The sequence below is a fragment of the Streptosporangium sp. NPDC049046 genome (assembly GCF_040649155.1).
Lineage (GTDB): Bacteria > Actinomycetota > Actinomycetes > Streptosporangiales > Streptosporangiaceae > Streptosporangium.
In genome coordinates, this window is record NZ_JBEZEZ010000002.1 from 117,368 (window position 1) to 140,444 (window position 23,077).

The following is a 23,077-nucleotide window of genomic DNA, read 5'->3' on the forward strand; positions in this document are numbered from 1 at the left end:
CATGCTGATCCCGCGCAGGGTCAAGCACCGCAAGCAGCACCGGCCCGACCGTCACGGCGCCGCCAAGGGTGGCACCAGGGTCGTGTTCGGCGAGTTCGGCATTCAGGCGATTGAGCACTCCTACGTGACCAACCGTCAGATCGAGTCGGCTCGTATCGCGATGACCCGTCACATCAAGCGTGGCGGAAAGGTCTGGATCAACATCTATCCGGACCGCCCCCTCACCAAGAAGCCCGCCGAGACCCGCATGGGTTCCGGTAAGGGTTCGCCGGAGTGGTGGGTCGCGAACGTCAAGCCCGGTCGCATCATGTTCGAGCTTTCGGGTGTCGCCGAGCCGGTGGCTCGCGAAGCCCTGCGTCGTGCGATGCACAAGCTGCCGATGAAGTGCCGGTTCGTCAAGCGTGAAGTGGGTGAGGCGTGATGGCTAAGGGCCTGACCGCCGGTGAGCTGCGGGTGGAAGACCAGGACACCCTGGTCACGAAGCTGAAGGAAGCCAAGGAGGAGCTGTTCAACCTCCGCTTCCAGGCAGCGACCGGCCAGTTGGAGAGCCACGGGCGGCTGCGCGCCGTCCGCCGCGAGATCGCCCGTATCTACACGGTGATGCGCGAGCGGGAGCTCGGAATCGTCACGGTAGAGAAGGAGTCGATCGATGGCTGAGGCCACGGAAACCACGACCGAGACGCGGAACTACCGCAAGACCCGTGAGGGTCTGGTCGTCAGTGACAAGATGGACAAGACTGTCGTGGTCGCTGTCGAGGACCGCGTCAAGCACCCCCTGTACGGCAAGGTCATCCGCAGGACGACCAAGTACAAGGCGCACGACGAGGCCAACACCTGCGGTGTCGGCGACCGCGTTCTCCTGATGGAGACCCGGCCGCTGTCCGCCAGCAAGCGCTGGCGCGTCATCGAGATCCTCGAGAAGGCCAAGTAGGTAACGCGCCTCGTGGGGGGTGACACCGTCACCCCCCATGATGGCGTCCAAGGGGGCGAAGCGATCTTCGCCCCGCCTGCGACGGCGGTCCGCGAGGGCTGTCGCCGGAGGAAAAAGACCAGCAGGTTCCGCAAGGCTCACCCGAAACCACGGGTGAGAACCGGCGAGACAAACAGGAGTTCAAGTGATCCAGCAGGAGTCGCGGCTCAAGGTCGCCGACAACACCGGTGCGAAGGAAGTCCTTTGCATCCGTGTTCTCGGTGGCTCGGGCCGACGTTACGCGGGAATCGGTGACATCATCGTCGCCACGGTCAAGGACGCCATCCCGGGCGGCACCGTGAAGAAGGGCGATGTGGTCAAGGCCGTCATCGTCCGCACTGTCAAGGAGCGCCGCCGGCCCGACGGCTCCTACATCCGCTTCGACGAGAACGCCGCCGTCATCATCAAGGACAGTGGCGACCCCCGGGGCACCCGCATCTTCGGTCCCGTCGGACGTGAGCTGCGTGACAAGAAGTTCATGCGGATCATCTCGCTCGCGCCGGAGGTGTTGTAATGCCGAAGCTTCATGTGAAGAAGGGTGACCTCGTCCTGGTCATCGCCGGCAAGGACAAGGGTGCCAAGGGTCGTGTGATCGCCGCCCACCCGCGTGACGAGCGCGTGGTGGTCGAGGGCGTCAACATGGTCAAGAAGCACAGCAAGGAGACCAACCAGGGTCCGCGCGGTGCCAAGGCCGGTGGCGTGCAGACCATGGAGGCTCCCATCCACGTGAGCAACGTCAAGAAGCTCAAGGATGAGAAGCCTTCCAAGGACGACAAGCCCGCCAAGAAGGAGTCGGCCAAGGCCGCTTCCGAGGAGACGGGTGAGGACAACTGATGACCGCGAACACCACTGAGACCGAACAGCGGGCCCTCCCGCGCCTCAAGCAGCGCTACCGCGAAGAGATCATCGCGAAGCTGAACGAGCAGTTCGAGTTCGAGAACATCATGCTGGTGCCCACCATCACCAAGATCAAGGTGAACATGGGTGTCGGCGAGGCCGCGCGCGACTCGAAGCTCATCGAAGGCGCCGTCCGCGACCTCACCGTGATCACCGGTCAGAAGCCGGCGGTCGTCCGCGCCCGCAAGTCCATCGCCCAGTTCAAGCTGCGCGAGGGCATGCCGATCGGTGCGCACGTCACGCTGCGCGGTGACCGGATGTGGGAGTTCCTCGACCGGCTGCTCTCGCTGGCGCTGCCCCGTATCCGTGACTTCCGCGGTCTGTCGCCCAAGCAGTTCGACGGCAACGGCAACTACACCTTCGGTCTCACCGAGCAGGTCATGTTCCACGAGATCGACCAGGACAAGGTCGACCGCCAGCGTGGTATGGACATCACCGTCGTGACCACCGCTAAGACCGACGACCAGGGCCGGGCACTGCTGAAGCAGCTCGGCTTCCCCTTCAAGGAGGCCTGATCATGGCGAAGACGTCGCTCAAGGTCAAGGCTGCTCGCAAGGCCAAGTTCGAGGTCCGGGCGTACACTCGGTGCTCGCGCTGTGGTCGTCCCCGCGCCGTCTTCAGGAAGTTCGGCCTGTGCCGCATCTGCTTCCGCGAGATGGCGCACCGGGGCGAGCTGCCCGGCATCACCAAGTCGAGCTGGTAGCCCTCCGCGCGGCCCCGTGAGCGATCACGGGCCCGCGCGAGGCACCGGCCGCACATAGAAGTCGTATTCACCGGGCGCCGCCTACAGGCGCCCACGACCGCACCGTAGGTCCCCTGTGGAAACCGCGGTGAGGAAGGCCACCGGCCATGACGATGACCGACCCGATCGCAGACATGCTGACGCGTCTGCGAAACGCGAACTCGGCGTACCACGACAGCGTGGCGATGCCGTACTCGAAGATCAAGGCGCACATCGCCGAGATCCTCCAGCAGGAGGGTTACATCCAGTCCTGGAGCGTCGAAGACGCCAAGGTCGGAAAGAACCTCGTGGTGGAGCTGAAGTTCGGGCCGACCCGTGAGCGTTCCCTCTCGGGTCTGCGCCGGGTCTCCAAGCCCGGCCTGCGGGTCTATGCAAAGAAGGACAACCTGCCCCGAGTCCTGGGTGGACTGGGCGTCGCGATCATCTCGACGTCCGGCGGCCTCATGACGGACAAGCAGGCCGGCAAGCGTGGAGTGGGCGGGGAAGTCCTCGCCTTCGTTTGGTAGAGGGGAGAACGAACAGCATGTCAAGAATCGGACGGCTGCCCATCCCCGTACCGAACGGAGTGGACGTCGCCATCGACGGCCGGGACGTCACGGTCAAGGGCCCCAAGGGCACGCTTTCACACACGGTCGCGGAACCCATCGCGATCGCCAAGGGTGACGACGGCAATCTGTCCGTCACCCGTCCCAACGACGAGAACAAGGTCCGTGCGCTGCACGGTCTGTCTCGCACCCTGGTCGCCAACATGGTGACCGGTGTCACCCAGGGTTACTCGAAGACCCTGGAGATCGTGGGCGTCGGTTACCGCGTGCAGGCCAAGAGCCCGACTCAGCTTGAGTTCGCTCTCGGCTTCAGCCACCCGGTGATCGTCGACGCCCCCGAGGGTGTCACCTTCCGCGTCGAGAAGCCGACGCTGTTCCACGTGGACGGCATCGACAAGCAGAAGGTCGGCGAGATCGCCGCGAACATCCGCAAGTTGCGCAAGCCCGACCCGTACAAGGGCAAGGGCGTGCGCTACCAGGGTGAAGTTATCCGCCGCAAGGTCGGAAAGGCTGGTAAGTAGGCATGGCTGGCAAGACTGCGTTCGGCAAGCACACGGCCGCCCGCGCCGTCTCGCGGGCCCGCCGCCACGGCCGAGTCCGCAAGAAGGTGGCCGGTACGGCCACACGTCCGCGCCTGGTCGTCAACCGGTCCACGAAGCACCTCTTCGTGCAGATCGTCGACGACACCCAGGGCCACACGCTGGTGAGCGCGTCCACCATGGACGCCTCCCTGCGCTCGGCGGAGGGCGCCAAGACCGACAAGGCCAAGCAGGTCGGCGAGCTTCTCGCTCAGCGGGCCAAGGCAGCCGGGATCACCGCGGTCGTGTTCGACCGGGGTGGCAACCGCTACGCGGGCCGCATCGCGGCGCTGGCAGACAGCGCTCGCGAAGGCGGACTGGAGTTCTGATGACTCCGTCCCAGGATCGCAATCCAGGATCGCACCCGATGGCCCGTCTTACGAATGAGAAGAGGAACCACTAATGGCCGGAGCTCCGCGTCGCGGTGGCGCCGCCGGTGGCGAGCGGCGTGACGGTCGTCGTGACGATCGCCGCGGTGGAAACGCTGACAAGGGCGTCTCGTACATCGAGCGCGTTGTGAAGATCAACCGAGTGGCCAAGGTCGTGAAGGGTGGTCGTCGCTTCAGCTTCACCGCCCTCGTCATCGTCGGTGACGGCAACGGCATGGTCGGTGTCGGCTACGGCAAGGCCAAGGAGGTGCCCGCGGCGATCGCCAAGGGTGTCGAAGAGGCCAAGAAGCACTTCTTCAAGGTGCCCCGTATCCAGGGCACCATCCCGCACATCGTGCAGGGTGAGGAGGCGGCGGGCGTCGTCTTCCTCCGTCCGGCCTCGCCCGGTACCGGCGTCATCGCCGGTGGTCCGGTGCGCGCCGTGCTGGAGTGCGCCGGCATTCACGACGTGCTGTCCAAGTCGCTCGGCTCGGACAACCCGATCAACATCGTGCACGCCACCGTGGCGGCCCTGAAGGGCCTCAGCCGCCCCGAGGAGATCGCGGCCCGCCGCGGCCTCCCGATCGAGGACGTCGCCCCCAAGAGGATGCTCAAGGCTCGCGCCGAGGGCCTCGCGGAGGCCGCGGCCGCGAAGGCGGTGAGCTAGTCCATGGCACGCCTGAAGATTACCCAGGTCCGTTCCAAGATCGGTGGCAAGCAGAACCAGCGTGACTCGCTGCGCTCGCTCGGTCTGAAGCGAATCGGCGATGTCGTCGTCAAGGAGGACCGCCCGGAGATCCGCGGCATGGTCACCGTGGTGACGCACCTCGTCACCGTGGAAGAGGTCGACTAGACATGGCAGAGAACACTCCGCTCCGCATCCACCACCTGCGTCCGGCTCCCGGCGCCAACAAGTCGAAGGTCCGCAAGGGCCGCGGCGAGGCGTCCAAGGGCAAGACCGCGGGTCGTGGCACCAAGGGCACGAGGGCCAGGAACACGGTCCCCCTCGGTTTCGAGGGTGGCCAGGTTCCGCTGCAGCGGCGCCTGCCCAAGTTCAAGGGCTTCTCCAACGCCCTGTTCAAGACGACCTACCAGGTTGTCAACCTTGACAAGCTCGGCGAGCTGTTCCCCGAGGGGGGCGACGTCACCGTCGACACGCTCGTCGCGAAGGGCGCGGTTCGCAAGAACCAACTCGTCAAGGTTCTGGGAACCGGTGACATCTCCGTGGCGTTGAACGTGGAGGCGCATGCCTTCTCGGCCAGCGCCAAGGATAAGATCGCCGCGGCCGGGGGCTCCGTCTCCGAGCTGTAGGCGTTATCATCACGCGGCGCGGGGGCTCGTAATGGGCTCCCGCGCCCGTAGTGCGTTAGAGTTCGCTGGACAGTGGGCCTCGACTCATTTCCTTGGGCTCATTGACTGGATATGGCAAAGATGGAACACCCCCGCACCATCGCTGACCGACCTCGCCTTTCAGGCGCGCAGGAGGGACCGTGCTGACCGCATTTACCCGAGCGTTCCGTACGCCGGACCTGCGTAAGAAGCTGCTCTTCACTTTGGGCATCATCGCGCTGTTCCGACTTGGGTCGGTCCTGCCGACTCCGGGTGTGCATACCGAGAACATCAGCCGTTGTCTCACCCAGGCGCAAGCGGGGGACGCGGGCAACATCTACGGAATGGTGCAGCTGTTCAGCGGCGGCGCCCTTCTGAAACTTTCAGTCTTCGCCCTCGGCATCATGCCGTACATCACCGCGAGCATCATTCTTCAGCTGCTCGTCGTGGTCATTCCGCGACTGGAAGCCCTCAAGAAGGAGGGACAGTCCGGGCAGACCAAGATCACGCAGTACACCCGCTACCTCACGGTCGGCCTGGCGGTCCTGCAGTCGACCGCCTTCGTGGCGCTCGCCCGCAGCGGCCAGCTCTTCCCGCAGTGCCGCGAGGAGATCCTTCTCGACAAGGACAACGTCTTCGCCATCGTCACGATGGTGCTGACCATGACCGCCGGCACCGCCGTCGTCATGTGGCTGGGCGAGCTCATCACCGATCGCGGTATCGGCAACGGCATGTCCATCCTGATCTTCACGCAGGTCATCGCGGTCTTCCCGTCCGAGCTGCTGAACATCGCCCGCCAAAAGGGTGGCTTCGTCTTCGGCGTGGTCATCGTGGTCGGTATCGCGATGATCGCCCTGGTCGTGATGGTGGAGCAGGCACAGCGCCGGATCCCGGTGCAGTACGCCAAGCGCATGGTCGGCCGCAGAATGTACGGCGGGACGTCGACCTACATCCCGCTCAAGGTCAACCAGGCCGGCATCATCCCGGTCATCTTCGCCTCCTCGCTGCTCTACCTCCCGCAGCTGATCACCACGCTCTTCTCGAACACCCAGGAAGAGCCGCACCCGATCATCCAGTGGATCTCGCAGGAGTTCGGCGGTGGCGGGACCACCCCGACGTACATGATCACCTTCTTCCTGCTCATCGTCTTCTTCACGTACTTCTACGTGTCGATTACCTTCAACCCCGTTGAAGTCGCCGACAACATGAAGAAGTACGGTGGGTTCATCCCGGGTATCCGCCCGGGTCGCCCGACGGCCGAGTACTTGAACTACGTGCTCACGCGACTCACCGCTCCAGGCGCGCTGTATCTGGGCCTGATCTCCATGGTGCCGATCGTCGCGCTGGCGCTCGTCGGCGCGAGTCAGAACTTCCCGTTCGGAGGAACGAGCATTCTGATCATGGTTGGTGTCGGCCTCGACACCGTGAAGCAGATCGAGAGCCAGTTGCAGCAGCGTAATTATGAAGGCTTCCTGAAGTAGTGCGCCTCGTCCTGGTCGGGCCCCCCGGAGCGGGTAAGGGGACACAGGCCCAGTTCGTCGCATCGAACCTGTCGATCCCGAAGATTTCGACAGGTGACATCTTCCGCGCCAATGTCTCGGGCGGCACGGAGCTCGGCAAGCTTGCCAAGGAATACATGGACCGCGGTGACCTCGTGCCCGACGAGGTCACCATCGCGATGGTCCGCGACCGCCTCGCCGAGAACGACGCGCAGGACGGCTTCCTGCTCGACGGCTTCCCCAGGAACGTGCCCCAGGCCGAGATCCTGAAGAAGATGCTCGCCGAGTTCCAGGTCGGTCTGGACATCGTTCTGGAGCTCGTGGTCGACGACGAGGAGGTCGTCCGCAGGCTCGCGGGCCGCCGGACCTGCAGCCAGTGCGGCCGCATCTGGCACGTCGACTTCGATGACAAGAAGGACGACATCTGCGACGCCTGTGAGGGCGGGCTGTACCAGCGGGACGACGACAAGGAGGAGACCGTCAGGCACCGCTTGGAGGTCTACCAGGAGCAGACGGCGCCCCTGGTCTCCTTCTACGCCGACGAGGGCATCCTGGTCGGGGTCGACGCCACGGGGCCGGTGGAAGAGGTCACCCAGCGCGCGATGGAGGCCCTGAGGCCCTTCATCGGCTAGCGACCCCTTCGCTGGCCGGCCGAACGACGACACGGTGCACACCACCCATGGGTTTCCCATGGGTGGTGTGCTGTCATTTAGGGCAGAATCGGGGGAATTGGGGTCCCGGACCGCCCGTTGAACCACCCCAGGGGGTGCGCAGGTGTTCAAGAAGAACAAGCACGGAATCCAGCTGAAGACGCCCGAGCAGGTGGACAAGATGCGGGCGGCAGGCCTCGTGGTCGGCCGTACCCTGCAGCTGCTCAGGGAGAGCGTCCGACCGGGTATGACACCCCTGGACCTCGACGCGATCGCGGAGAAGGCGATCAGGGACGAGGGGGCGATCCCCTCCTTCAAGGGCTACCAGGGATTTCCCGCGACGATCTGCGCCTCGGTCAACCACGAGGTCGTCCACGGCATCCCGAGTGACCGCCGTCCGCTGCGGGAGGGCGACATCATCTCGATCGACTGCGGAGCCATCCTGGACGGCTGGCACGGTGACTCGGCCGTCACGGTCCCGGTCGGCGAGGTCGATCCCAAGCTGACCGAGCTGATGAGGGTCACCGAGGAGGCCATGTGGCGCGGGATCGCCGCGCTCACCGTGGGCCGTCACCTGTCCGACATCGGGCACGAGGTGGAGAAGTACATCCGCTCCCAGGGGCGCTACGGCATCCCGCAGGAGTACGGCGGTCACGGCATCGGCACCGAGATGCACATGGACCCGTGGGTGGCCAACCACGGCAAGCCGGGCCGGGGCCCGAAGTTCGAGCCCGGCATGTGCTTCGCCGTCGAGCCGATGGTGAACCTCGGGACGGACAGGACCAAGGTGCTCGCCGACGACTGGACCGTGGTCACGATCGACGGGAAGGTCTCCGCGCACTTCGAACACAGCGTCGCCGTGACACATAATGGTCCTTGGGTATTGACCGCCCTTGACGGGGGGAAAGAGCGGCTTGCCGACCTGTTGGGAAACGCGGGCTAGTTTCGGCCCGTCGGCGAGCGGATGGGGTTGAGATGGCGGCTGGTCCGGAGATGCGAGCCTCCGACGGAGACCGTGACAAGGTCGCCTCGGTCCTGAGGGAGCACTACGCGCAGGGCCGGCTGACCACGGAGGAGTTCGACGAGCGCCTTGAGCAGCTCTACACGAGCAAGACGTACGGCGAGCTCGCCGTCCTCACCTCCGACCTTCCGGACGTCGACCTGCGTCGGCTCCCCGAGGTCCCCTCACGCGCCCCTGAGCGCTCCAAGGCGGCCGAGGGGAAGAACAAGCAGGGCAAGGGCATGGCGGAGGCCTGGGCCGTCTGGGCGACGGCGAGCGGCGTCAACTGGGTGATCTGGCTCATCATCGGGATGACCGGAGACTTCCCCTACCCGTGGCCCCTGTGGGTGATGGGCCCGTGGGGCGTGGTGTTGCTGGTGGCCACGATCGCCGGCGGCCAGGGGCGGGACAGGAAGCGGTAATAGTGCACTCTGGGCGTTGAGTGTGCATTCCTCCACAGATGATGGCGTTGAATCTTCCTAACGTGAGCGGTGTCCGAACGACAGGACCCCGGTTCGCAGGAGGAAGATCCAATGAGCAAGATCCGTACAGCCCTGGTCGGAGCGGCGCTGGCAGGTTCGCTGGCCGCGGGTGTGGTCGCCGCCCCGTCCGCGACGGCCGCCACGCAGGCCTCCGCGGGGTCCGCCGTCGCGGCCCAGGAGACCCAGGCGTCGAGCAAGCACTTCTTCGGTCCGTACTACTCGGGCTTCGGCGGTGGCGAGAGCTTCGGCAGGCGCTCGTACTTCAAGGGCTACTGGACCAGCAGCGGCGGCCGCTACTGGTTCTACGGCGACCTGTTCGACCGTGACCGTGATCGTGAGCGCAGCTACGTGTGGTTCAAGTGGCACGACAGGTTCGGCTCGCACACCAAGGTGTTCAGCACCTTCGGCCGCTCCGGCTTCACCAAGTTCGGCGGGTTCAAGAAGAGCAGCGGCTTCGACGACTTCAAGATCAGGGTCTGCGAGGGCCGCGACAAGTTCGACGACTGCGGCCGCTGGGGTGACGCCTTCTGAGGCGTCTTCCGACGCCTTCCGCGGAGGTGGCCCTCGGGGGCCTTCCGCGGGGGCGGTCCTCGGGGGCGCCCGGTGAGGGCGGGGGGCCTTTCAGCGGGACGTGATCGAGGAGCGTCGACCGAGAAGCCTTGATCAAGGAGAACCGGTCGAGGAACGTTGATCGACAGGGTCGGCCGAACGGGCCCCCGGCGCGGCGTCGCCGGGGGCCTTCCCGTGTCGCCCGCACGGTCCGGCCGCCGGGATACCGGCCGGGCCAACCCGGCTCGGCCGCCGGGACGCCGACCGGGCCAACCCGGCTCGGTCGGCGGGATGTCGGGCCGCTCGGCTCGGTCCGGTCGCCGGGATGCTGGCCTGACCTGGTCCGACGTGCCACAATGAGGGCGCGAGTGTTCGCGTGCCGAGTCGTGTCGTCCAGCCCGCTCAGGATCTGCGGTATCCTTCGTAGCAGTTGTGTCAAGGCACCGGCCGTGTGTTTCGCATTTCCTCGCCCGGTGCCGTACACTCCTTTTTCGGTTCACTATGACCATTGCGCATCGGCGGTGTCGCAACCGCCGCTCTCATCGAAGCGCTGGGTCGCGGCTGCTTAGTGTTCCGAAGCCTCAGACGACCGATCAGTGAAACGCGAGGGACATGGCCAAGAAAGACGGCGCCATCGAGATCGAGGGCACTGTGGTTGAGTCGCTCCCGAACGCGATGTTCCGGGTGCAGCTCGATAACGGCCATAAGGTCCTGGCCCACATCAGCGGGCGGATGCGGATGCACTACATCCGAATCCTTCCTGACGACAGGGTTGTCGTCGAACTGAGCCCCTACGACCTCAGTCGTGGGCGGATCGTCTACCGATACAAGTAAGCGCGTCTGAGGGACGAATAGGACTATGAAGGTCAAGCCGAGCGTCAAGAAGATCTGTGACAAGTGCAAGGTGATTCGCCGGCACGGTCGCGTCATGGTGATCTGCGACAACCTGCGCCACAAGCAGCGTCAGGGCTAGTCGCTCCAGACAAGGCCCCGTGAGAGTCCGCTCCAAGAGGCGGACTCGATTCATGTGGGGCTTTCACGTAATCGCGTCTCACACCTGCGCAGGCGGCTCACGCCGTACCCCGCAGGAGACCCCCGGTCGGAGGCCGGGGCCCTCACCCCGGGCATGGGGAGGGGAAGTGAGGCGCAGGACCTCCGCCATAACGAAGGAGAATGCCCGACCATGGCTCGCCTGGTTGGTGTAGACCTCCCCCGCGACAAGCGGCTGGAGATCGCTCTCACCTACATTTTCGGAATCGGCCGCACTCGTGCGCTCGAAACCCTCAAGGCCACCGGCGTCAACGGCGACCTGCGGGTTCACCAGCTGACCGACGAAGAGCTGGTGCCGCTGCGCGACTACATCGAGGCCAACTTCAAGATCGAGGGTGACCTCCGTCGCGAAGTTCAGGCCGACATCCGTCGCAAGATCGAGATTCAGTGCTACCAGGGCATTCGGCACCGCCGTGGCCTTCCCGTGCACGGTCAGCGTACGCAGACCAACGCGCGCACCCGTAAGGGCAAGAAGAAGACCGTGGCCGGCAAGAAGAAGCCCGGTAAGAAGTAGTCCGCGTAGCCGCAGGACCGAAGACCTCAGGAGTGAAGGCAAAGAATGCCTCCTAAGAGCCGCCAGGGTGCACCCAAGAAGGTGCGCCGCAAGGAAAAGAAGAACGTCGCTCACGGGCACGCCCACATCAAGAGCACGTTCAACAACACGATCGTTTCGATCACCGACCCGAGTGGGAACGTGATCTCCTGGGCCAGCGCCGGCCACGTCGGGTTCAAGGGCTCCCGCAAGTCCACCCCGTTCGCGGCGCAGATGGCCGCGGAGAACGCCGCCCGCCGCGCCATGGAGCACGGCATGCGCAAGGTCGACGTCTTCGTCAAGGGCCCCGGCTCCGGCCGTGAGACCGCGATCCGCTCGCTTCAGGCGACCGGACTCGAGGTCGGGTCCATCCAGGACGTCACCCCCGTGCCGCACAACGGCTGCCGCCCGCCCAAGCGCCGCCGCGTCTGACGCCCAGGAGAAGATAGAAAATGGCTCGTTACACGGGTGCGGACTGCAAGCTCTGCCGCAGGGAGAAGACCAAGCTCTTCCTCAAGGGCAAGAAGTGCGAGTCCGCGAAGTGCCCCATCGAGATCCGCCCTTACCCGCCGGGTGAGCACGGCCGCGGCCGTCCCAAGGAGTCTGAGTACCAGCTCCAGCTTCGTGAGAAGCAGAAGACCCGCCGCATTTACGGCGTCCTCGAGAAGCAGTTCCACAACTACTACGAGGAAGCCAACCGCAAGACCGGCAAGACCGGCGAGAACCTCCTCCAGATCCTGGAGAGCCGTCTCGACAACGTGGTCTACCGCGCCGGTTTCGCGGAGTCGCGCGACGCCGCCCGCCAGCAGGTCCGTCACGGACATATCCTGGTGAACGGCAAGAAGGTCGACATCCCGTCGTACCGGGTGCGCGAGCACGACATCGTCGAGGTCCGCGAGAAGTCGCGCAACCTCCTGCCCTACGAGGTGGCCCGCGCCACCGCCGGTGACAAGACGTACCCGGCGTGGCTCGGCGTCATCCCGGACGCGCTGCGCGTCCTGGTTCACCAGCTCCCGGTCCGTCAGCAGATCGACACCCAGGTCCAGGAGCAGTTGATCGTCGAGCTCTACTCCAAGTAGCGGCTCCTGTCGGTGCCGTACGGCGATTCGCCGTACGGCACCTACGCTGTTGTTCGAGCGGCGTCAAATAGCGGGCGCCGCCATGCAAGGGAGATTTGCACATGCTGATCGCTCAGCGTCCCTCCCTCCTTGAGGAATCCCTTGAGGAGACCCGGTCCAAGTTCATCATCGAGCCGCTGGAGCCGGGTTTCGGCTACACCATCGGCAACTCGCTGCGTCGCACGCTGCTGTCGTCCATCCCGGGCGCGGCCGTGACGAGCATCCGCATCGAGGGCGTGCTGCACGAGTTCACCACCGTGCCGGGCGTCAAGGAGGATGTCACCGACATCATCCTGAACCTCAAGGACCTGGTCGTCTCCTCCGAGCACGACGAGCCCGTGGTGATGTACCTGCGCAAGCAGGGCCCCGGTGACGTCACCGCCGCCGACATCGCGCCGCCGGCCGGTGTCGAGGTGCACAACCCCGAACTGCGCATCGCCACCCTGAACGGCAAGGCGAAGCTGGAGATGGAGCTGACCGTCGAGCGCGGTCGCGGCTACGTCTCCGCCGCGCAGAACAAGCAGCCGGGCCAGGAGATCGGTCGCATCCCGATCGACTCCATCTACTCCCCGGTGCTCAAGGTCACCTACAAGGTCGAGGCGACCCGAGTCGAGCAGCGCACCGACTTCGACCGTCTGATCCTGGACGTCGAGACCAAGCCGTGCATGAAGCCCCGCGACGCGGTGGCCTCCGCCGGTAAGACCCTCGTCGAGCTGTTCGGTCTCGCCCGCGAGCTGAACGTCGAGGCCGAGGGCATCGACATCGGCCCGTCGCCGACGGACGCGGCCCTCGCCGCCGACCTCGCGCTGCCGATCGAGGAGCTGAACCTCACGGTCCGCTCCTACAACTGCCTCAAGCGCGAGGGCATCCACACCGTGGGTGAGCTCGTGGCCCGCAGCGAGCAGGACCTTCTCGATATAAGGAATTTCGGCGCCAAGTCCATCGAAGAGGTCAAGCAGAAGCTGCACGAGATGACGCTGGCGCTCAAGGACTCCCCGCCCGGGTTCGACCCGAGCGCGGTGGCCGGCGGCGGCTACGACGACGACGACAGCGCCTACGTCGAGACCGAGCAGTACTGAGTCTCGGGACGCCCCACGGCGTTCCGCGACACCGGGTGACTCCGCGTCACGTCCGGTGTCACCGAGTTTCACGATAACGGGGATCGAGCGACTCCCCGGCCCGACCCCGGTACCTCGTACGGCCGGGGCGGGTTTACTCCCAAGGAGAACGTTATGCCTAGGCCCACCAAGGGTGCCCGTCTCGGCGGCAGCCCGGCCCACGAGCGGCTCATCCTGGCGAACCTCGCCACCCAGCTGTTCCAGCACGGCCGGATCAAGACCACCGAGGCCAAGGCGAAGCGTCTGCGTCCGGTGGCGGAGAAGCTGATCACCAAGGCGAAGAAGGGCGACATGCACAACCGTCGCCAGGTGCTGACGATCGTCAGGGACAAGGGTGTCGTCCACCACCTCTTCACCGAGATCGCCCCGACCTTCGCCGAGCGTCCCGGTGGCTACACCCGGATCACCAAGATCGGCCTCCGCAAGGGCGACGCCGCCCCCATGGCCGTGATCGAGCTGGTGTCCGAGCCGCTGAACAAGGTCACGACCAGCCGGACCCCGGCCGCCGCCAAGGCCGCCGAGCCCAAGGCGGAAGAGGCCAAGGAGGCCGAGGTCGAGGAGGCCAAGGCCGAGACCACCGAGGAGACGAAGGCCTCCGAGGAGACGACCGAGGCTCCCGCCGAGGAGACCGAGGCCAAGAAGGACAACGCCTGATCTCTCAGGCCCCGTGAAAGGGCCCGGCACTCCCTCCACAGGGAGCGCCGGGCCCTTTTCCGTCTGGCGCGAGCGTCGCCACCGCGAAGGATCGCGGCGCCGGTGAGCGCCGGGCCTTTTCCGTCGCGGCGGTGGCGAGGGCGGGGGCGGAACGCTCGGTGTTCACGGCTCCGCCGCCCGTTTCGGCTACGGGTCCCGCGACCTGATCGTCCGATGCCGGACAACCGCCGGCCCGCGGCGAGCCGAAGAGCACGTCAACACTTCCCGAGTCCGCCGGATGGCGGCTCGCCAAGTCTCATGGGGAACCATCGTGGTACGGCTGAGGCTGGATCTCGCCTACGAGGGCACCGACTTCTCCGGCTGGGCCAAGCAGCCCGGGCGGCGTACGGTCCAGGGGGAGATCGAGGGGGCGCTCGGCAGGATCCTGCGGCTTCCCGAGCCTCCGGCGCTGACCGTGGCCGGGCGGACCGACGCCGGTGTGCACGCCCGAGGTCAGGTGGCCCATGTCGACCTGGATCCCGGCGCGTTCGGCGCGCTGGACGGCCGTGGGCGCCGAAGGGGGGCCGCGGGCGGGGACCCCGAGCCGGGATCCGAGGGGGAGTTCGGCGAGAGGCTCTCTGCCATGCGCAGGAGACTCGCCGGAGTCCTGCCCCCCGATGTCCGTGTCCATCACGTCACGGTGGCTCCTGAGGGCTTCGACGCGCGGTTCTCGGCGCTGTCGAGGCGCTACGCCTACCGGGTGTCCGACGCCCCCGGAGGTGTCGACCCGCTCCGCCGCCGCGAGGTCGTCTGGTACAACAGGCCCCTCGACGTGGACAGGTTGAACGCGGCCGCCGCCGCTCTCCTCGGTGAGCACGACTTCGCCGCGTTCTGCCGGAGACGCGAGGGCGCGACCACGATCCGGGAGCTCAAGCGGCTCGACTGGGTTCGTGAGGACGACCTCGTCGTGGCGACGGTGATGGCCGACGCGTTCTGCCACTCCATGGTCCGGGCGCTCGTCGGATCGCTGCTGCCCGTCGGTGAGGGCCGGCTCCCGGTCGACTGGCCCGGAGAGGTGCTGTCGCGGGCCGTACGGGACTCGGGGGTGCACGTCGCGCCCGCGCACGGGCTCTGCCTGGAGGAGGTGCGCTACCCCGCGCCGGGCGAGTTCGCCCGGCGGGCCGCGGAGACCCGCCGGGTGCGGACGATCAGTTCGTGACGCGGCGCTCCACGACCTTCGCGGTCTGGTCGCGGAAGGCGCCGCTCACCTTGCCCAGGGACTTCTCCTTGGCGGTCGGCGTGTGGCCGTCGCTGAAGGTGGCGTAGCTGAACACGATGTAGCGGCCCCACACCATCCCGGCCGCGTAGCCGCCCGCGATGTGCACCCGCTCGCCTCCCGTACCGGCGGCGGAGGGAAGGCCGCGGAACCAGAGGTTGCTGTCCAGATCCTTGGCCTTGTCGGCCGCCACCGCGGACTCGCGGGTGGGTAGCACGGCGATCCCCGTGGTCACGGCGTACTTCCGCTTGCTGTCCACGTACGTCGCCCGTAGCACGCGGCGGCAGTCCTGGCTGCGCAGGGTGCCGCCGAACCTGCCGGACGCGGCCTTCTGACACTGCTCGGTGACGTCGGTCTTGACCCGTTTGAACGTCGTCCCGGCCACGGACACCTTCTGGCCGAAGGCGTCGGCCACGGTCATCGTGCCGGGGTCGGTCTTCTCGGAGTTGAGCATCGTGGTGTTGATCGGCTCCGGCTCGCCGGTGATGTCCAGGTCGTCGGTGGGGTCGAGGGTCCCCGACCTGGGAATCGGATCCGTCGCGTTCGCCGACTGCTTGGCGCTGAACGACTGGTAGGCGAAGAAGGCCCCGGTGCCGATGCCGACCACCACGACCGCGACGACGGCGGCGAGCAGGGTCGTACTCGCCCTGCTGCGGGTCGGCTCGGGGGGAGAGGGCGGTGGTTCGGGGGTGAACTCCGAGAGAGGGGTGAACGCCCCACGCATCGTCGCCGGTCCGCTCTCGGGGAGCGCCGCGGTCTCGTCCGCCGGTGTGGAGGTCACCGGCGGGGGCGGGAGAACGGGGAACGAGGGGGCGATGCCGGTCACGACGGGGATGCCGCCCGGTGGGGTGTGGTCCGACAGGGGGAAGGGCTGCGCGGCCTCGGACGGTGTCCGGTCGCGGGTGTCCTGTCCGAAGGGAGGCACGGGCACCTGTGAGATCGGCTCCGGTTCCTGGCGTGTGAAGGGCTGGGTCATGGACGCGGTGGTGGGCGCGGCCATGGGGGGCGGGGCCCCCGGGGCGGGGCCGGACGGGGCGGAACCTGATGGGGCGGGACCGGACGGAGTGAGACCGGACGGGGCGGGAGGGCTCTCGTCTCGTGGACCGGTGGCCGGTGAGGGCACGGAGACCTGATGGGTGGCCTGTCCGGGAGAGGGCTGCGCGAGGGCCTGCTGGGCAGGCTCCTGGCGGGGCGGACTCTGCTGAGGGTTCTGCCGAGTCGGGGGGAGAGGGCCGGAGGCGAGGAGGTCTCCCTCCTCGGGGTGTCCGGGTGCGCCGGCCACGGCGGCGCGGACGTCGGCTGTGGTGTCGTCGCTCTCGCCCGGCTCCTGCGGGGGAGTGGCGTCCGGCGGCCAGACGGCGATGTCGCCGGGCTCTCCCGGGCGAGCGGTGCTCTCCTCGGGGTCGGTCCACACCGGCTCGCCGGTGGCGGCGGGCCAGGGGGCCTCTTGACCTGAGGAGGGCCAGACCTGCATGCCCGCGGCCGCCGCCGTGAAGGCGGGCGGCGGCTGCCAGGGGGGTGCCCCCGGCACGATGGGCGCGGTGGACAGCGGCTGGTCGGCCCGTGGCGAGGAAACCCCGTGCTCGTGGCGCTCGCCCTCGTGCGTCCCACCGGGCCGCGGTGAGACGTTCGGGTTCTCCGGGGTGGGCCAGGCGGGAGGTGAGGGTTCCGGCGGGGTGGGGGAGTTGATCCACGCCGGAGGGGCCGGTTCCGGCCGGGAGAACTCGGACCAGGTGGGGCCCGAGGAGCCGGGGGAGGACTCCGGCCGGGGACCCGAGGAACCCGCGGGGAACTCGGGCCGCGGACCCGAGTCCTGGGAGAACTCGGGCCGGGGGGCCTGCGAGGGGCCGGAGGGAGATCCCGGCGGTCCGGAGGGATCGCGGGGAAGGGATTCCGATGTCTGTGGGTGCAACCCGGGCGGCGGGCCCGAGGGGTCGCGGGGGAACTCCGGCCGGGGGTCCTGCGAGGGACCCCGGAGGAACCCGGGCGGCGGGCCGGAGGGGAAGCCGGGTGGGCCGGGGAGATCCGGTCGGGGGTCCCGCGAGGGGCCGGGCGGGAACTCGGGCCTGGTGGGACCCGCGGAGTCGGAGGAGAACTCGGGCCGCGTGGGGCCGGAGGGTTCCGGGTATGAGAGCGGTCCCGGCTGGGGCGCGGGGTGCGCGGGGCCGGGCCAGGGGGCGGGCGGATCGTCCTCCGGCTGGGCGTACCAGTCGTAGGGGGCGCCGTCGCCGGGGACCGTCCACGGCTGAGCCGCGCCCGGGGCCGTCTCCGGCCACCCGGAAGGGCCGGGGGGTTGCTCGTCGTCTGTGAGATCGGTCCGCAGCACGTGGGGCGAGGGCTGGCCGAAACTCGGCGGCGGCGTCGCCGGTGTCGCCGAACCCTCGGCTTCACGTTGGTGCTCGGACCCGGATTCCTGCCCACGCATACGACGCAGCCTAGCGACAGCCGGAGATCGTCATGCGAGTATGGCCGTATCGTCTGTCGGATTCATGCCTCGAAGTGGGGATATGACCCCATGGTCAGGGGCGTTTTCCGGTCAGTGTCCGTGACTCCAGGGCGGGGGTGACGGTCGCGTCCGCCGCGCCGAAGGCCGCCTGGTTCAGCTTCTTGACCTCGGTTTTCTTTGGCATGTGGCCGTCTTTGTACTGGAACCAGACCATCACCACGTAGTGCCCGTGGCGCCATTCGCCGACGAATGCCTCGCCGGTGCCGAGAAGTTTGGTGACCTTATCCTTACCTGGCAGCGGTTTGATGTATTCCTCGCGCTCCTTGCCGGTGCTCGCCGAGACGACCTTGGACGCTCCCGCCGACGTCTTGAGGTTGGCGACCCCCACGGTGCCGATGATCTTCCCCGAGGCGTCGCGGAAGCTGGCGCGCAGGAGCTGGTTGCACCGCGCCGAGGTGAGGGCCTTCTGGAGCTTCTCCCCGACCACGGCCTTGTCGCACTTCTTGTCGGTCCTGCGGGTGGTCATCAGGTAGGTCTGCCCGCCGATCCGTATCTTCTTGTTCTTGAACACCTCGTTCAGGGTGAGAGGGTGCGGGTCGGTGGCGCGGGAGGAGGCGAAGCCGAACTTGCCCTTCGCGGTGTTCGCGGGCGGGATGAGGGGGGCCGCGGCGGTGGGCTCCGTCGCGCCGGGCACCGGGTCGGGGTCGGAGTTGGCCAGCACGGCGAGGCCGACGCCCGCGGCGACCAGCGCCGCGAACGCCCCGGCCGCGATGTAGATCGGGCGGCGTGAGCGGGGCCCCTCGTCGTACGGGCTCCACATCTCCTTGCGAGGCCGCTCATTGGGCGCCTCGATGGGCCGTCCCTGCGGCCGGGAGGCCTGTGGGGCCTGGGAGGGGGAGTCGGGGGGGCGGTTGTTCTGCGAGGCGTCGAACCAGTGCTGGCCCTGTGCGGGCGGCGACGCGTCAGGCCGGTTGTAAGGCTGGCGGCGCGGCGGCTCCACGGGAAAACCCATGCGCCGAGCGTAGCCCGGTATCGGGGCCGCTTGGCTCAGGAGTATCCGAAGTCCTGGGTCCACCAGGGGCCGTCGGACCCTCGCACGGCTCCGACGCCGGTGGCCCTGAGCTCGCAGTTGAGGATGTTGCGCCGGTGGCCGCTCGTCCCCATCCAGCTGCGCACCGCGTCGTCGGGGGAGGTGTAGCCGCGCCCGATGTTCTCCGCGCCGCCGTCGCGGTAGCCGGTCGCCTCCATCCGCTCCCAGGGGGAGGCGCCGTCGGCGGAGTTGTGGGAGAGGCGGCCCGTGGCCGCCATTCCGGCCGAGTGCCTCCTGGCCGAGACGGTGAGCCTCCTGTCGATCCGCAGCGGTACGCATCCGGCCCGCCTGCGCTCGATGTTGACGAGCCGGACGACCTCGCGCTCCATCGCGCCGAGGGCGGAGGTGGCGCCGCCGTCGTCGCCGTTGAGGAGGAGGCGGGAGGGGCCGTCCTCGCCGGAGCCGCCGGAGTCGCCGAGTGACGTGCCGGGGGTCGGGGTGGGGCGCGGGCGCCGGTCCTCGGGGGCGGGGGTGGAGCGGGCGACCCGGGAGAGCGGGGCGCGCTCGACCTGGCCGGCGAGTGCGCCGCTGGGTGTGGGGCGTACGGGCCCGGTGTCGTTCAGGTAGATCTGGTCGGCGGCCTTCTCGTCGCGGCTGCCCCGGCCGATGATGAAGCCGACGAGCAGAACCGCGAGCAGGCACACGAACACCCCCATGCGGCGCAGGCGCGCTCGCTGGGTATGCCCGGGGTGAGGAAGCTGCCACATACCGCTATCAAAGATAGAGATGTTTGCGGTGAGGAAGAAGGGAATGCTGAGAACATGTTGGAACCGTTCTGTGAAGGTTCCGGCGCTATCGTCCTTGGCTCGTCGTTCGGCGCCCCCTCTCGGGGAACGTCGCGCCGCCCGGTTTCAGGCCCGCTCCCGGAGGGGTTCCGGCGCGGTGACCGGCCCCTTTCCGTGGTCGTCCGGGTCTCGGCGCCCCGCTCGCGGTGACCTTGGATATTCGGCATATAGCGCTGTATATCGGGATAAATCATCATCTCGGCGCCCGGTGCGTGACGGTTTCCCGGCACCGGCCGGTGGCGGGTAGACTGCCGGGGGAACCGCCGGAGAGTCATGTCGTTTTGCATGCGCTCCTCCGCGCCGGTATCCTGCTAGTTCGTTGTGTGCGAATTGGTCTCCTCTAGCAGACCGATACGCGGCGCGTCCGGCGTCATCTCCTCTTTATCTGGAGACGGAAGGTCCGGGCTGTCGTGTGCCCGCACCTACCGACCATGTTGCTGTCCTGTCCGACAGCGCCGAAGACGCGACCAAAGAAGGCATACGACCGTGCGCACGTACACACCCAAGCCTGCCGAAGTCGAGCGTCAGTGGCACATCATCGACGCCACCGACATCGTGCTTGGCCGGCTGGCCAGCCACGTCGCGATCCTGCTTCGCGGTAAGCACAAGCCGACCTTCGCCAACCACGTCGACACCGGTGACTTCGTCATCGTCATCAACGCCGACAAGGTCGCGCTGACCGGTAACAAGCTTGAGCAGAAGAAGGCCTACCGCCACTCGGGCTACCCGGGCGGTCTGCGCTCCATGACCTACGGCGAGCTCATGGACAAGCGTCCCGACCGCGCCGTCGAGAAGGCCGTGAAGGGCATGCTTCCCAAGAACGCCCTCGGCCGGAAGATGATCAAGAAGCTCAAGGTCTACGCCGGTTCCGAGCACCCGCACCAGGCGCAGCAGCCGGTGTCTTTCGAGCTCACCCAGATCGCCCAGTAGTCACTAGCTGCTTGTCGCCAGCAGCGTTGGCCGACGGCCGACGCCGAGTAGGAAAGTTAAGAGGAGAACCGTGGCTGAGCCCACCGGTGTCGAGACGCCCGTCGAGGGCGCTCAGGAAGCGTACTCCGCGGAGGAGTTCCCCTCCGAGTACACCTCCGAGTCCACTGCCAGCGGCGACGCCGCCGTCCGTAAGCCCATCACCACCGGCAACTCGTACGGCACCGGCCGTCGCAAGGAGTCCGTGGCCCGCGTGCGCATCGTTCCGGGCACCGGCAAGTGGACGATCAACGGCCGTACGCTTGAGAACTACTTCCCGAACAAGGTCCACCAGCAGATCGTGAACGAGCCCTTCGTGGTGCTCGGCGCCGAGGACCAGTTCGACGTCATCGCCCGCATCAACGGTGGTGGCGTCACCGGCCAGGCCGGTGCCCTGCGCATGGGTCTCTCCCGCGCGCTCACCGCCCTGGACGTCGAGGTCAACCGCCCGCCGCTGAAGAAGGCCGGCTTCCTGACCCGTGACGCCCGCGCCACCGAGCGCAAGAAGTACGGCCTCAAGAAGGCCCGTAAGGCTCCGCAGTACAGCAAGCGTTAAGCGTTGGGGCGCCTCTTCGGCACCGACGGGGTACGTGGGGTCGCCGGACGCGACCTCACGGCCGAGCTCGCCATGGACCTGTCCGTGGCCGCGGCTCATGTCCTCGGCGATGCCGGGGCGTTCAACGCCAGCGTCGGGCGGCGAGGCCGTCCCGTCGCCGTCGTGGGCCGGGACCCCCGGGCTTCAGGAGAATTCCTGGAGGCCGCGGTGGTCGCCGGCCTCGCGTCGTCTGGTGTGGACGTTCTCCGGCTCGGCGTGCTGCCCACCCCGGCGGTCGCTTATCTGACGACGGCTCTCAGAGCCGACATGGGCGTGATGATCTCCGCCTCCCACAATCCCGCGCCCGACAACGGGATCAAGTTCCTCACCCGGGGCGGCTACAAGCTGCCCGACACGGTGGAGAACGAGATCGAGCAGCGGCTCGGCGAGAAGTGGGAGCGTCCTGTCGGTGCCTCGGTCGGCCGCGTACGCGAGGCGTACGGTGAGGCCGACCGCTACGTGTCCCACGTGCTGTCCACCATGGAGGGCCGTCTCGACGGCCTGAACGTGGTCCTCGACTGCGCCCACGGCGCCGCCCACATGGTGGCTCCCGAGGCGTTGCTGCGGGCCGGGGCCACCGTGGAGACGATCGGGGCGCGCCCCGACGGTCTCAACATCAACGCGGGGGTCGGCTCCACCCACCTGGATCGGCTTCAGCAGATCGTGGTCTCCCGGAACGCGGACGTGGGCATCGCCTACGACGGTGACGCGGACCGCTGCCTCGCCGTCTCGCACACCGGTGAGATCGTCGACGGCGACCAGATCATGGCCGTGCTCGCCATGGCGATGCACGCCGAGGGCAAGCTGATCGGCGACACCGTGGTGGCCACGGTGATGTCCAACCTGGGCTTCAAGATCGCGCTCAAGAACGCCGGTGTCGACGTCGTCGAGACCGCCGTGGGCGACCGCTATGTCCTGGAGGCGATGCGGGCCGGGGGCTACAACCTCGGCGGCGAGCAGTCCGGCCACGTCCTGATGCTCGACCACGCCACCACCGGGGACGGCCTGCTCACCTCGCTGCACCTGCTCGCGGTCATGGCGCGGGAGAAGAAGCCGCTCGCCGAGCTCGCCTCGGTGATGACCCGCCTGCCGCAGGTCCTGGTCAACGTGAAGGACGTCGACCGGTCCAAGGCATCGGCTCCCGAGCTGGCCGCCGCGGTCGGCGCCGCGGAGGCGGAGCTGGGCGAGACCGGGCGCGTGCTGATCCGGCCCAGCGGCACCGAGCCGATGATCCGCGTCATGGTCGAGGCCGCCTCGGCGGAACAGGCGGAGCAGCTGGCCGGTCGCCTCGCCGAGGTCGTCCGTACCGCCTGCGTCTGAAGCGATCGAAACACGGTCCGCACCTGTGGGTGCGGGCCGTGCTTTCGTTCGAGCGGCGTCGGAGGATGCTCAGGAATGTGAGCGGAGCTGTGCGTCCAGGGTCCAGATACCGACGTCCACACCACTGACTCTGGCTCGATAGAGCTCGCGTTCGGTCAGGATGCAGAGGTCGCCCAGCCCCAGCTTGGCCATCACGTGGTCGGAGAACGGTGTTCCCGTTCCGGCTCCTGACAGGAGTGACCGCAGGAAGCCCTCACCCCATTCGACGGTGTGCAGGACCCAGGGCGCCTGTCCGGTGATGACGAGTCCGAGCAGATCGGACAGCTTGTCGGCGTGCTGCCTGCGAAGCCGGCCGTCCGAGAGCTGGGCGATGTGGTTGCCGGTCTCGATCACCGTGGTGACGGGCAGGATGAGATCACATGATCGTTTCTCGTCCCGCAGTGCCCGCAGCACGCTTTCCCGGTCCTGGTTTCTCCCGGGGATGTCGAGGATGTTGCAGAGCACCGAAGTGTCGACGAACTCGACCCTGCGGACCATCG

General features: G+C 67.5%; 33 protein-coding genes. 29 read left to right on the plus strand and 4 right to left on the minus strand.

Annotated features, from left to right (window positions below):
* Window position 1: 1 nt before the first annotated feature.
* The 26 genes from rplP (at window position 2) to truA (ending at window position 15,279) form a co-directional block, all read left to right on the plus strand.
* A complete protein-coding gene (rplP, locus tag AB0B96_RS02925; protein ID WP_350943270.1) occupies window positions 2–421 on the plus strand; it encodes a 50S ribosomal protein L16 in 420 nt (139 codons plus the stop codon).
* The gene (gene rpmC, locus AB0B96_RS02930) at window positions 421–657 is read left to right on the plus strand and encodes a 50S ribosomal protein L29 (RefSeq protein WP_030912909.1); all 237 of its coding nucleotides are present in this window, start codon (window positions 421–423) and stop codon (window positions 655–657) included. The genes rplP and rpmC overlap by 1 nt, the downstream gene beginning before the upstream one ends.
* A complete protein-coding gene (gene rpsQ, locus AB0B96_RS02935) occupies window positions 650–931 on the plus strand; it encodes a 30S ribosomal protein S17 (RefSeq protein ID WP_326635528.1) in 282 nt (93 codons plus the stop codon). The genes rpmC and rpsQ overlap by 8 nt, the downstream gene beginning before the upstream one ends.
* Before the next feature lie 184 nt (window positions 932–1,115).
* Window positions 1,116–1,484, plus strand: a complete 369-nt coding sequence (rplN, locus tag AB0B96_RS02940) for a 50S ribosomal protein L14 (protein ID WP_012887841.1) — start codon at window positions 1,116–1,118, stop codon at window positions 1,482–1,484.
* A complete protein-coding gene (rplX, locus tag AB0B96_RS02945) occupies window positions 1,484–1,804 on the plus strand; it encodes a 50S ribosomal protein L24 (RefSeq protein WP_350943274.1) in 321 nt (106 codons plus the stop codon). The genes rplN and rplX overlap by 1 nt, the downstream gene beginning before the upstream one ends.
* Window positions 1,804–2,382, plus strand: a complete 579-nt coding sequence (gene rplE, locus AB0B96_RS02950; protein WP_350943275.1) for a 50S ribosomal protein L5 — start codon at window positions 1,804–1,806, stop codon at window positions 2,380–2,382. Before rplX ends, rplE begins: the two co-directional genes overlap by 1 nt.
* Window positions 2,383–2,384: 2 nt before the next feature.
* Window positions 2,385–2,570 (plus strand): type Z 30S ribosomal protein S14, encoded by a 186-nt coding sequence (locus AB0B96_RS02955; protein WP_068896544.1) that lies wholly within the window; start codon window positions 2,385–2,387, stop codon window positions 2,568–2,570.
* A 146-nt stretch (window positions 2,571–2,716) separates the two neighbouring features.
* The gene (rpsH, locus tag AB0B96_RS02960; protein WP_350943276.1) at window positions 2,717–3,115 is read left to right on the plus strand and encodes a 30S ribosomal protein S8; all 399 of its coding nucleotides are present in this window, start codon (window positions 2,717–2,719) and stop codon (window positions 3,113–3,115) included.
* A gap of 17 nt (window positions 3,116–3,132) precedes the next feature.
* Window positions 3,133–3,675, plus strand: a complete 543-nt coding sequence (gene rplF / locus AB0B96_RS02965; protein WP_350943277.1) for a 50S ribosomal protein L6 — start codon at window positions 3,133–3,135, stop codon at window positions 3,673–3,675.
* Window positions 3,676–3,677: 2 nt separating this feature from the next.
* On the plus strand, window positions 3,678–4,061 hold the full coding sequence (gene rplR / locus AB0B96_RS02970; RefSeq protein ID WP_344913778.1) for a 50S ribosomal protein L18: 384 nt from the start codon (window positions 3,678–3,680) through the stop codon (window positions 4,059–4,061).
* 73 nt (window positions 4,062–4,134) lie between these two features.
* Complete coding sequence (rpsE, locus tag AB0B96_RS02975; protein ID WP_329089955.1) at window positions 4,135–4,767, plus strand: 30S ribosomal protein S5; 633 nt, start codon at window positions 4,135–4,137, stop codon at window positions 4,765–4,767.
* Window positions 4,768–4,770: 3 nt separating this feature from the next.
* Entirely contained in the window at window positions 4,771–4,953 is a 183-nt protein-coding gene (rpmD, locus tag AB0B96_RS02980; RefSeq protein WP_012887849.1) for a 50S ribosomal protein L30, read from the plus strand.
* A 2-nt stretch (window positions 4,954–4,955) separates the two neighbouring features.
* Window positions 4,956–5,411, plus strand: coding sequence for a 50S ribosomal protein L15 (gene rplO / locus AB0B96_RS02985; RefSeq protein ID WP_350943278.1), 456 nt, complete (start codon window positions 4,956–4,958; stop codon window positions 5,409–5,411).
* A 179-nt stretch (window positions 5,412–5,590) separates the two neighbouring features.
* Window positions 5,591–6,910, plus strand: coding sequence for a preprotein translocase subunit SecY (gene secY / locus AB0B96_RS02990; RefSeq protein WP_350943279.1), 1,320 nt, complete (start codon window positions 5,591–5,593; stop codon window positions 6,908–6,910).
* Entirely contained in the window at window positions 6,910–7,560 is a 651-nt protein-coding gene (locus AB0B96_RS02995) for an adenylate kinase (RefSeq protein WP_362895982.1), read from the plus strand. Before secY ends, AB0B96_RS02995 begins: the two co-directional genes overlap by 1 nt.
* A 142-nt stretch (window positions 7,561–7,702) precedes the next feature.
* A complete protein-coding gene (gene map, locus AB0B96_RS03000) occupies window positions 7,703–8,521 on the plus strand; it encodes a type I methionyl aminopeptidase (protein WP_350943281.1) in 819 nt (272 codons plus the stop codon).
* 32 nt (window positions 8,522–8,553) lie between these two features.
* A complete protein-coding gene (locus AB0B96_RS03005; RefSeq protein ID WP_362895984.1) occupies window positions 8,554–9,000 on the plus strand; it encodes a DUF1707 domain-containing protein in 447 nt (148 codons plus the stop codon).
* Window positions 9,001–9,111: 111 nt separating this feature from the next.
* Window positions 9,112–9,591: a hypothetical protein gene (locus AB0B96_RS03010; protein ID WP_350943283.1), complete on the plus strand. Its 480-nt coding sequence runs from the start codon at window positions 9,112–9,114 to the stop codon at window positions 9,589–9,591.
* 630 nt (window positions 9,592–10,221) lie between these two features.
* Entirely contained in the window at window positions 10,222–10,443 is a 222-nt protein-coding gene (gene infA / locus AB0B96_RS03015) for a translation initiation factor IF-1 (RefSeq protein ID WP_012887858.1), read from the plus strand.
* A gap of 25 nt (window positions 10,444–10,468) precedes the next feature.
* Window positions 10,469–10,582: a 50S ribosomal protein L36 gene (gene rpmJ / locus AB0B96_RS03020; RefSeq protein ID WP_003956441.1), complete on the plus strand. Its 114-nt coding sequence runs from the start codon at window positions 10,469–10,471 to the stop codon at window positions 10,580–10,582.
* 210 nt (window positions 10,583–10,792) lie between these two features.
* Window positions 10,793–11,173: a 30S ribosomal protein S13 gene (gene rpsM, locus AB0B96_RS03025; RefSeq protein WP_306859572.1), complete on the plus strand. Its 381-nt coding sequence runs from the start codon at window positions 10,793–10,795 to the stop codon at window positions 11,171–11,173.
* A 45-nt stretch (window positions 11,174–11,218) separates the two neighbouring features.
* Window positions 11,219–11,623, plus strand: coding sequence for a 30S ribosomal protein S11 (gene rpsK, locus AB0B96_RS03030; RefSeq protein ID WP_012887860.1), 405 nt, complete (start codon window positions 11,219–11,221; stop codon window positions 11,621–11,623).
* Between the two features lie 20 nt (window positions 11,624–11,643).
* On the plus strand, window positions 11,644–12,270 hold the full coding sequence (rpsD, locus tag AB0B96_RS03035) for a 30S ribosomal protein S4 (RefSeq protein WP_350943285.1): 627 nt from the start codon (window positions 11,644–11,646) through the stop codon (window positions 12,268–12,270).
* A 101-nt stretch (window positions 12,271–12,371) separates the two neighbouring features.
* Window positions 12,372–13,388, plus strand: a complete 1,017-nt coding sequence (locus AB0B96_RS03040) for a DNA-directed RNA polymerase subunit alpha (RefSeq protein ID WP_089210160.1) — start codon at window positions 12,372–12,374, stop codon at window positions 13,386–13,388.
* A gap of 153 nt (window positions 13,389–13,541) precedes the next feature.
* Window positions 13,542–14,081, plus strand: a complete 540-nt coding sequence (gene rplQ, locus AB0B96_RS03045; protein WP_362895987.1) for a 50S ribosomal protein L17 — start codon at window positions 13,542–13,544, stop codon at window positions 14,079–14,081.
* A 277-nt stretch (window positions 14,082–14,358) separates the two neighbouring features.
* Window positions 14,359–15,279, plus strand: a complete 921-nt coding sequence (truA, locus tag AB0B96_RS03050; protein ID WP_362895989.1) for a tRNA pseudouridine(38-40) synthase TruA — start codon at window positions 14,359–14,361, stop codon at window positions 15,277–15,279.
* On the opposite strand, the gene AB0B96_RS03055 is transcribed toward truA, so the two are convergent.
* From AB0B96_RS03055 to AB0B96_RS03065, 3 genes are all read right to left on the minus strand, one after another.
* Window positions 15,269–17,761, minus strand: a complete 2,493-nt coding sequence (locus AB0B96_RS03055) for a hypothetical protein (protein WP_362895991.1) — start codon at window positions 17,759–17,761, stop codon at window positions 15,269–15,271. The genes truA and AB0B96_RS03055 overlap by 11 nt on opposite strands.
* Window positions 17,762–17,855: 94 nt before the next feature.
* A complete protein-coding gene (locus tag AB0B96_RS03060) occupies window positions 17,856–18,794 on the minus strand; it encodes a hypothetical protein (protein ID WP_362895993.1) in 939 nt (312 codons plus the stop codon).
* Window positions 18,795–18,829: 35 nt separating this feature from the next.
* Window positions 18,830–19,579, minus strand: a complete 750-nt coding sequence (locus AB0B96_RS03065) for a CAP domain-containing protein (RefSeq protein WP_362895995.1) — start codon at window positions 19,577–19,579, stop codon at window positions 18,830–18,832.
* 564 nt (window positions 19,580–20,143) lie between these two features.
* Between AB0B96_RS03065 and rplM the strand changes: the two genes are divergently transcribed.
* The 3 genes from rplM to glmM all read left to right on the plus strand — a co-directional run bounded on the left by rplM (window position 20,144) and on the right by glmM (window position 22,538).
* Window positions 20,144–20,587 (plus strand): 50S ribosomal protein L13, encoded by a 444-nt coding sequence (rplM, locus tag AB0B96_RS03070; protein WP_344746717.1) that lies wholly within the window; start codon window positions 20,144–20,146, stop codon window positions 20,585–20,587.
* Window positions 20,588–20,657: 70 nt separating this feature from the next.
* Window positions 20,658–21,179, plus strand: a complete 522-nt coding sequence (gene rpsI, locus AB0B96_RS03075) for a 30S ribosomal protein S9 (RefSeq protein ID WP_350943295.1) — start codon at window positions 20,658–20,660, stop codon at window positions 21,177–21,179.
* A 3-nt stretch (window positions 21,180–21,182) separates the two neighbouring features.
* Window positions 21,183–22,538, plus strand: coding sequence for a phosphoglucosamine mutase (gene glmM, locus AB0B96_RS03080; protein WP_362895997.1), 1,356 nt, complete (start codon window positions 21,183–21,185; stop codon window positions 22,536–22,538).
* A gap of 69 nt (window positions 22,539–22,607) precedes the next feature.
* Here glmM and AB0B96_RS03085 read toward each other — a convergent pair whose 3' ends face one another.
* A complete protein-coding gene (locus tag AB0B96_RS03085; RefSeq protein ID WP_362895999.1) occupies window positions 22,608–23,075 on the minus strand; it encodes a hypothetical protein in 468 nt (155 codons plus the stop codon).
* Window positions 23,076–23,077 lie beyond the last annotated feature (2 nt).

What these genes read in the sequence shown, in the direction of transcription:
- rpmD (WP_012887849.1), top strand. Translation starts at nt 4,771, where the DNA reads ATGGCACGCCTGAAGATTACCCAGGTCCGTTCCAAGATCGGTGGCAAG.
- rplE (WP_350943275.1), top strand. Translation starts at nt 1,804, where the DNA reads ATGACCGCGAACACCACTGAGACCGAACAGCGGGCCCTCCCGCGCCTC.
- infA (WP_012887858.1), top strand. Translation starts at nt 10,222, where the DNA reads ATGGCCAAGAAAGACGGCGCCATCGAGATCGAGGGCACTGTGGTTGAG.
- rplR (WP_344913778.1), top strand. Translation starts at nt 3,678, where the DNA reads ATGGCTGGCAAGACTGCGTTCGGCAAGCACACGGCCGCCCGCGCCGTC.
- rplO (WP_350943278.1), top strand. Translation starts at nt 4,956, where the DNA reads ATGGCAGAGAACACTCCGCTCCGCATCCACCACCTGCGTCCGGCTCCC.
- rpmJ (WP_003956441.1), top strand. Translation starts at nt 10,469, where the DNA reads ATGAAGGTCAAGCCGAGCGTCAAGAAGATCTGTGACAAGTGCAAGGTG.
- AB0B96_RS03005 (WP_362895984.1), top strand. Translation starts at nt 8,554, where the DNA reads ATGGCGGCTGGTCCGGAGATGCGAGCCTCCGACGGAGACCGTGACAAG.
- truA (WP_362895989.1), top strand. Translation starts at nt 14,359, where the DNA reads ATGGCGGCTCGCCAAGTCTCATGGGGAACCATCGTGGTACGGCTGAGG.
- rplQ (WP_362895987.1), top strand. Translation starts at nt 13,542, where the DNA reads ATGCCTAGGCCCACCAAGGGTGCCCGTCTCGGCGGCAGCCCGGCCCAC.
- rpsK (WP_012887860.1), top strand. Translation starts at nt 11,219, where the DNA reads ATGCCTCCTAAGAGCCGCCAGGGTGCACCCAAGAAGGTGCGCCGCAAG.
- rplX (WP_350943274.1), top strand. Translation starts at nt 1,484, where the DNA reads ATGCCGAAGCTTCATGTGAAGAAGGGTGACCTCGTCCTGGTCATCGCC.
- rpsQ (WP_326635528.1), top strand. Translation starts at nt 650, where the DNA reads ATGGCTGAGGCCACGGAAACCACGACCGAGACGCGGAACTACCGCAAG.
- rplP (WP_350943270.1), top strand. Translation starts at nt 2, where the DNA reads ATGCTGATCCCGCGCAGGGTCAAGCACCGCAAGCAGCACCGGCCCGAC.
- AB0B96_RS03040 (WP_089210160.1), top strand. Translation starts at nt 12,372, where the DNA reads ATGCTGATCGCTCAGCGTCCCTCCCTCCTTGAGGAATCCCTTGAGGAG.
- AB0B96_RS02955 (WP_068896544.1), top strand. Translation starts at nt 2,385, where the DNA reads ATGGCGAAGACGTCGCTCAAGGTCAAGGCTGCTCGCAAGGCCAAGTTC.
- rpsH (WP_350943276.1), top strand. Translation starts at nt 2,717, where the DNA reads ATGACGATGACCGACCCGATCGCAGACATGCTGACGCGTCTGCGAAAC.
- AB0B96_RS03085 (WP_362895999.1), bottom strand. Translation starts at nt 23,075, where the DNA reads ATGGTCCGCAGGGTCGAGTTCGTCGACACTTCGGTGCTCTGCAACATC.
- AB0B96_RS03010 (WP_350943283.1), top strand. Translation starts at nt 9,112, where the DNA reads ATGAGCAAGATCCGTACAGCCCTGGTCGGAGCGGCGCTGGCAGGTTCG.
- AB0B96_RS03055 (WP_362895991.1), bottom strand. Translation starts at nt 17,761, where the DNA reads ATGCGTGGGCAGGAATCCGGGTCCGAGCACCAACGTGAAGCCGAGGGT.
- AB0B96_RS03065 (WP_362895995.1), bottom strand. Translation starts at nt 19,579, where the DNA reads ATGTGGCAGCTTCCTCACCCCGGGCATACCCAGCGAGCGCGCCTGCGC.
- rplF (WP_350943277.1), top strand. Translation starts at nt 3,133, where the DNA reads ATGTCAAGAATCGGACGGCTGCCCATCCCCGTACCGAACGGAGTGGAC.
- rpsD (WP_350943285.1), top strand. Translation starts at nt 11,644, where the DNA reads ATGGCTCGTTACACGGGTGCGGACTGCAAGCTCTGCCGCAGGGAGAAG.
- rpsM (WP_306859572.1), top strand. Translation starts at nt 10,793, where the DNA reads ATGGCTCGCCTGGTTGGTGTAGACCTCCCCCGCGACAAGCGGCTGGAG.
- rpsE (WP_329089955.1), top strand. Translation starts at nt 4,135, where the DNA reads ATGGCCGGAGCTCCGCGTCGCGGTGGCGCCGCCGGTGGCGAGCGGCGT.
- rpmC (WP_030912909.1), top strand. Translation starts at nt 421, where the DNA reads ATGGCTAAGGGCCTGACCGCCGGTGAGCTGCGGGTGGAAGACCAGGAC.
- AB0B96_RS03060 (WP_362895993.1), bottom strand. Translation starts at nt 18,794, where the DNA reads ATGGGTTTTCCCGTGGAGCCGCCGCGCCGCCAGCCTTACAACCGGCCT.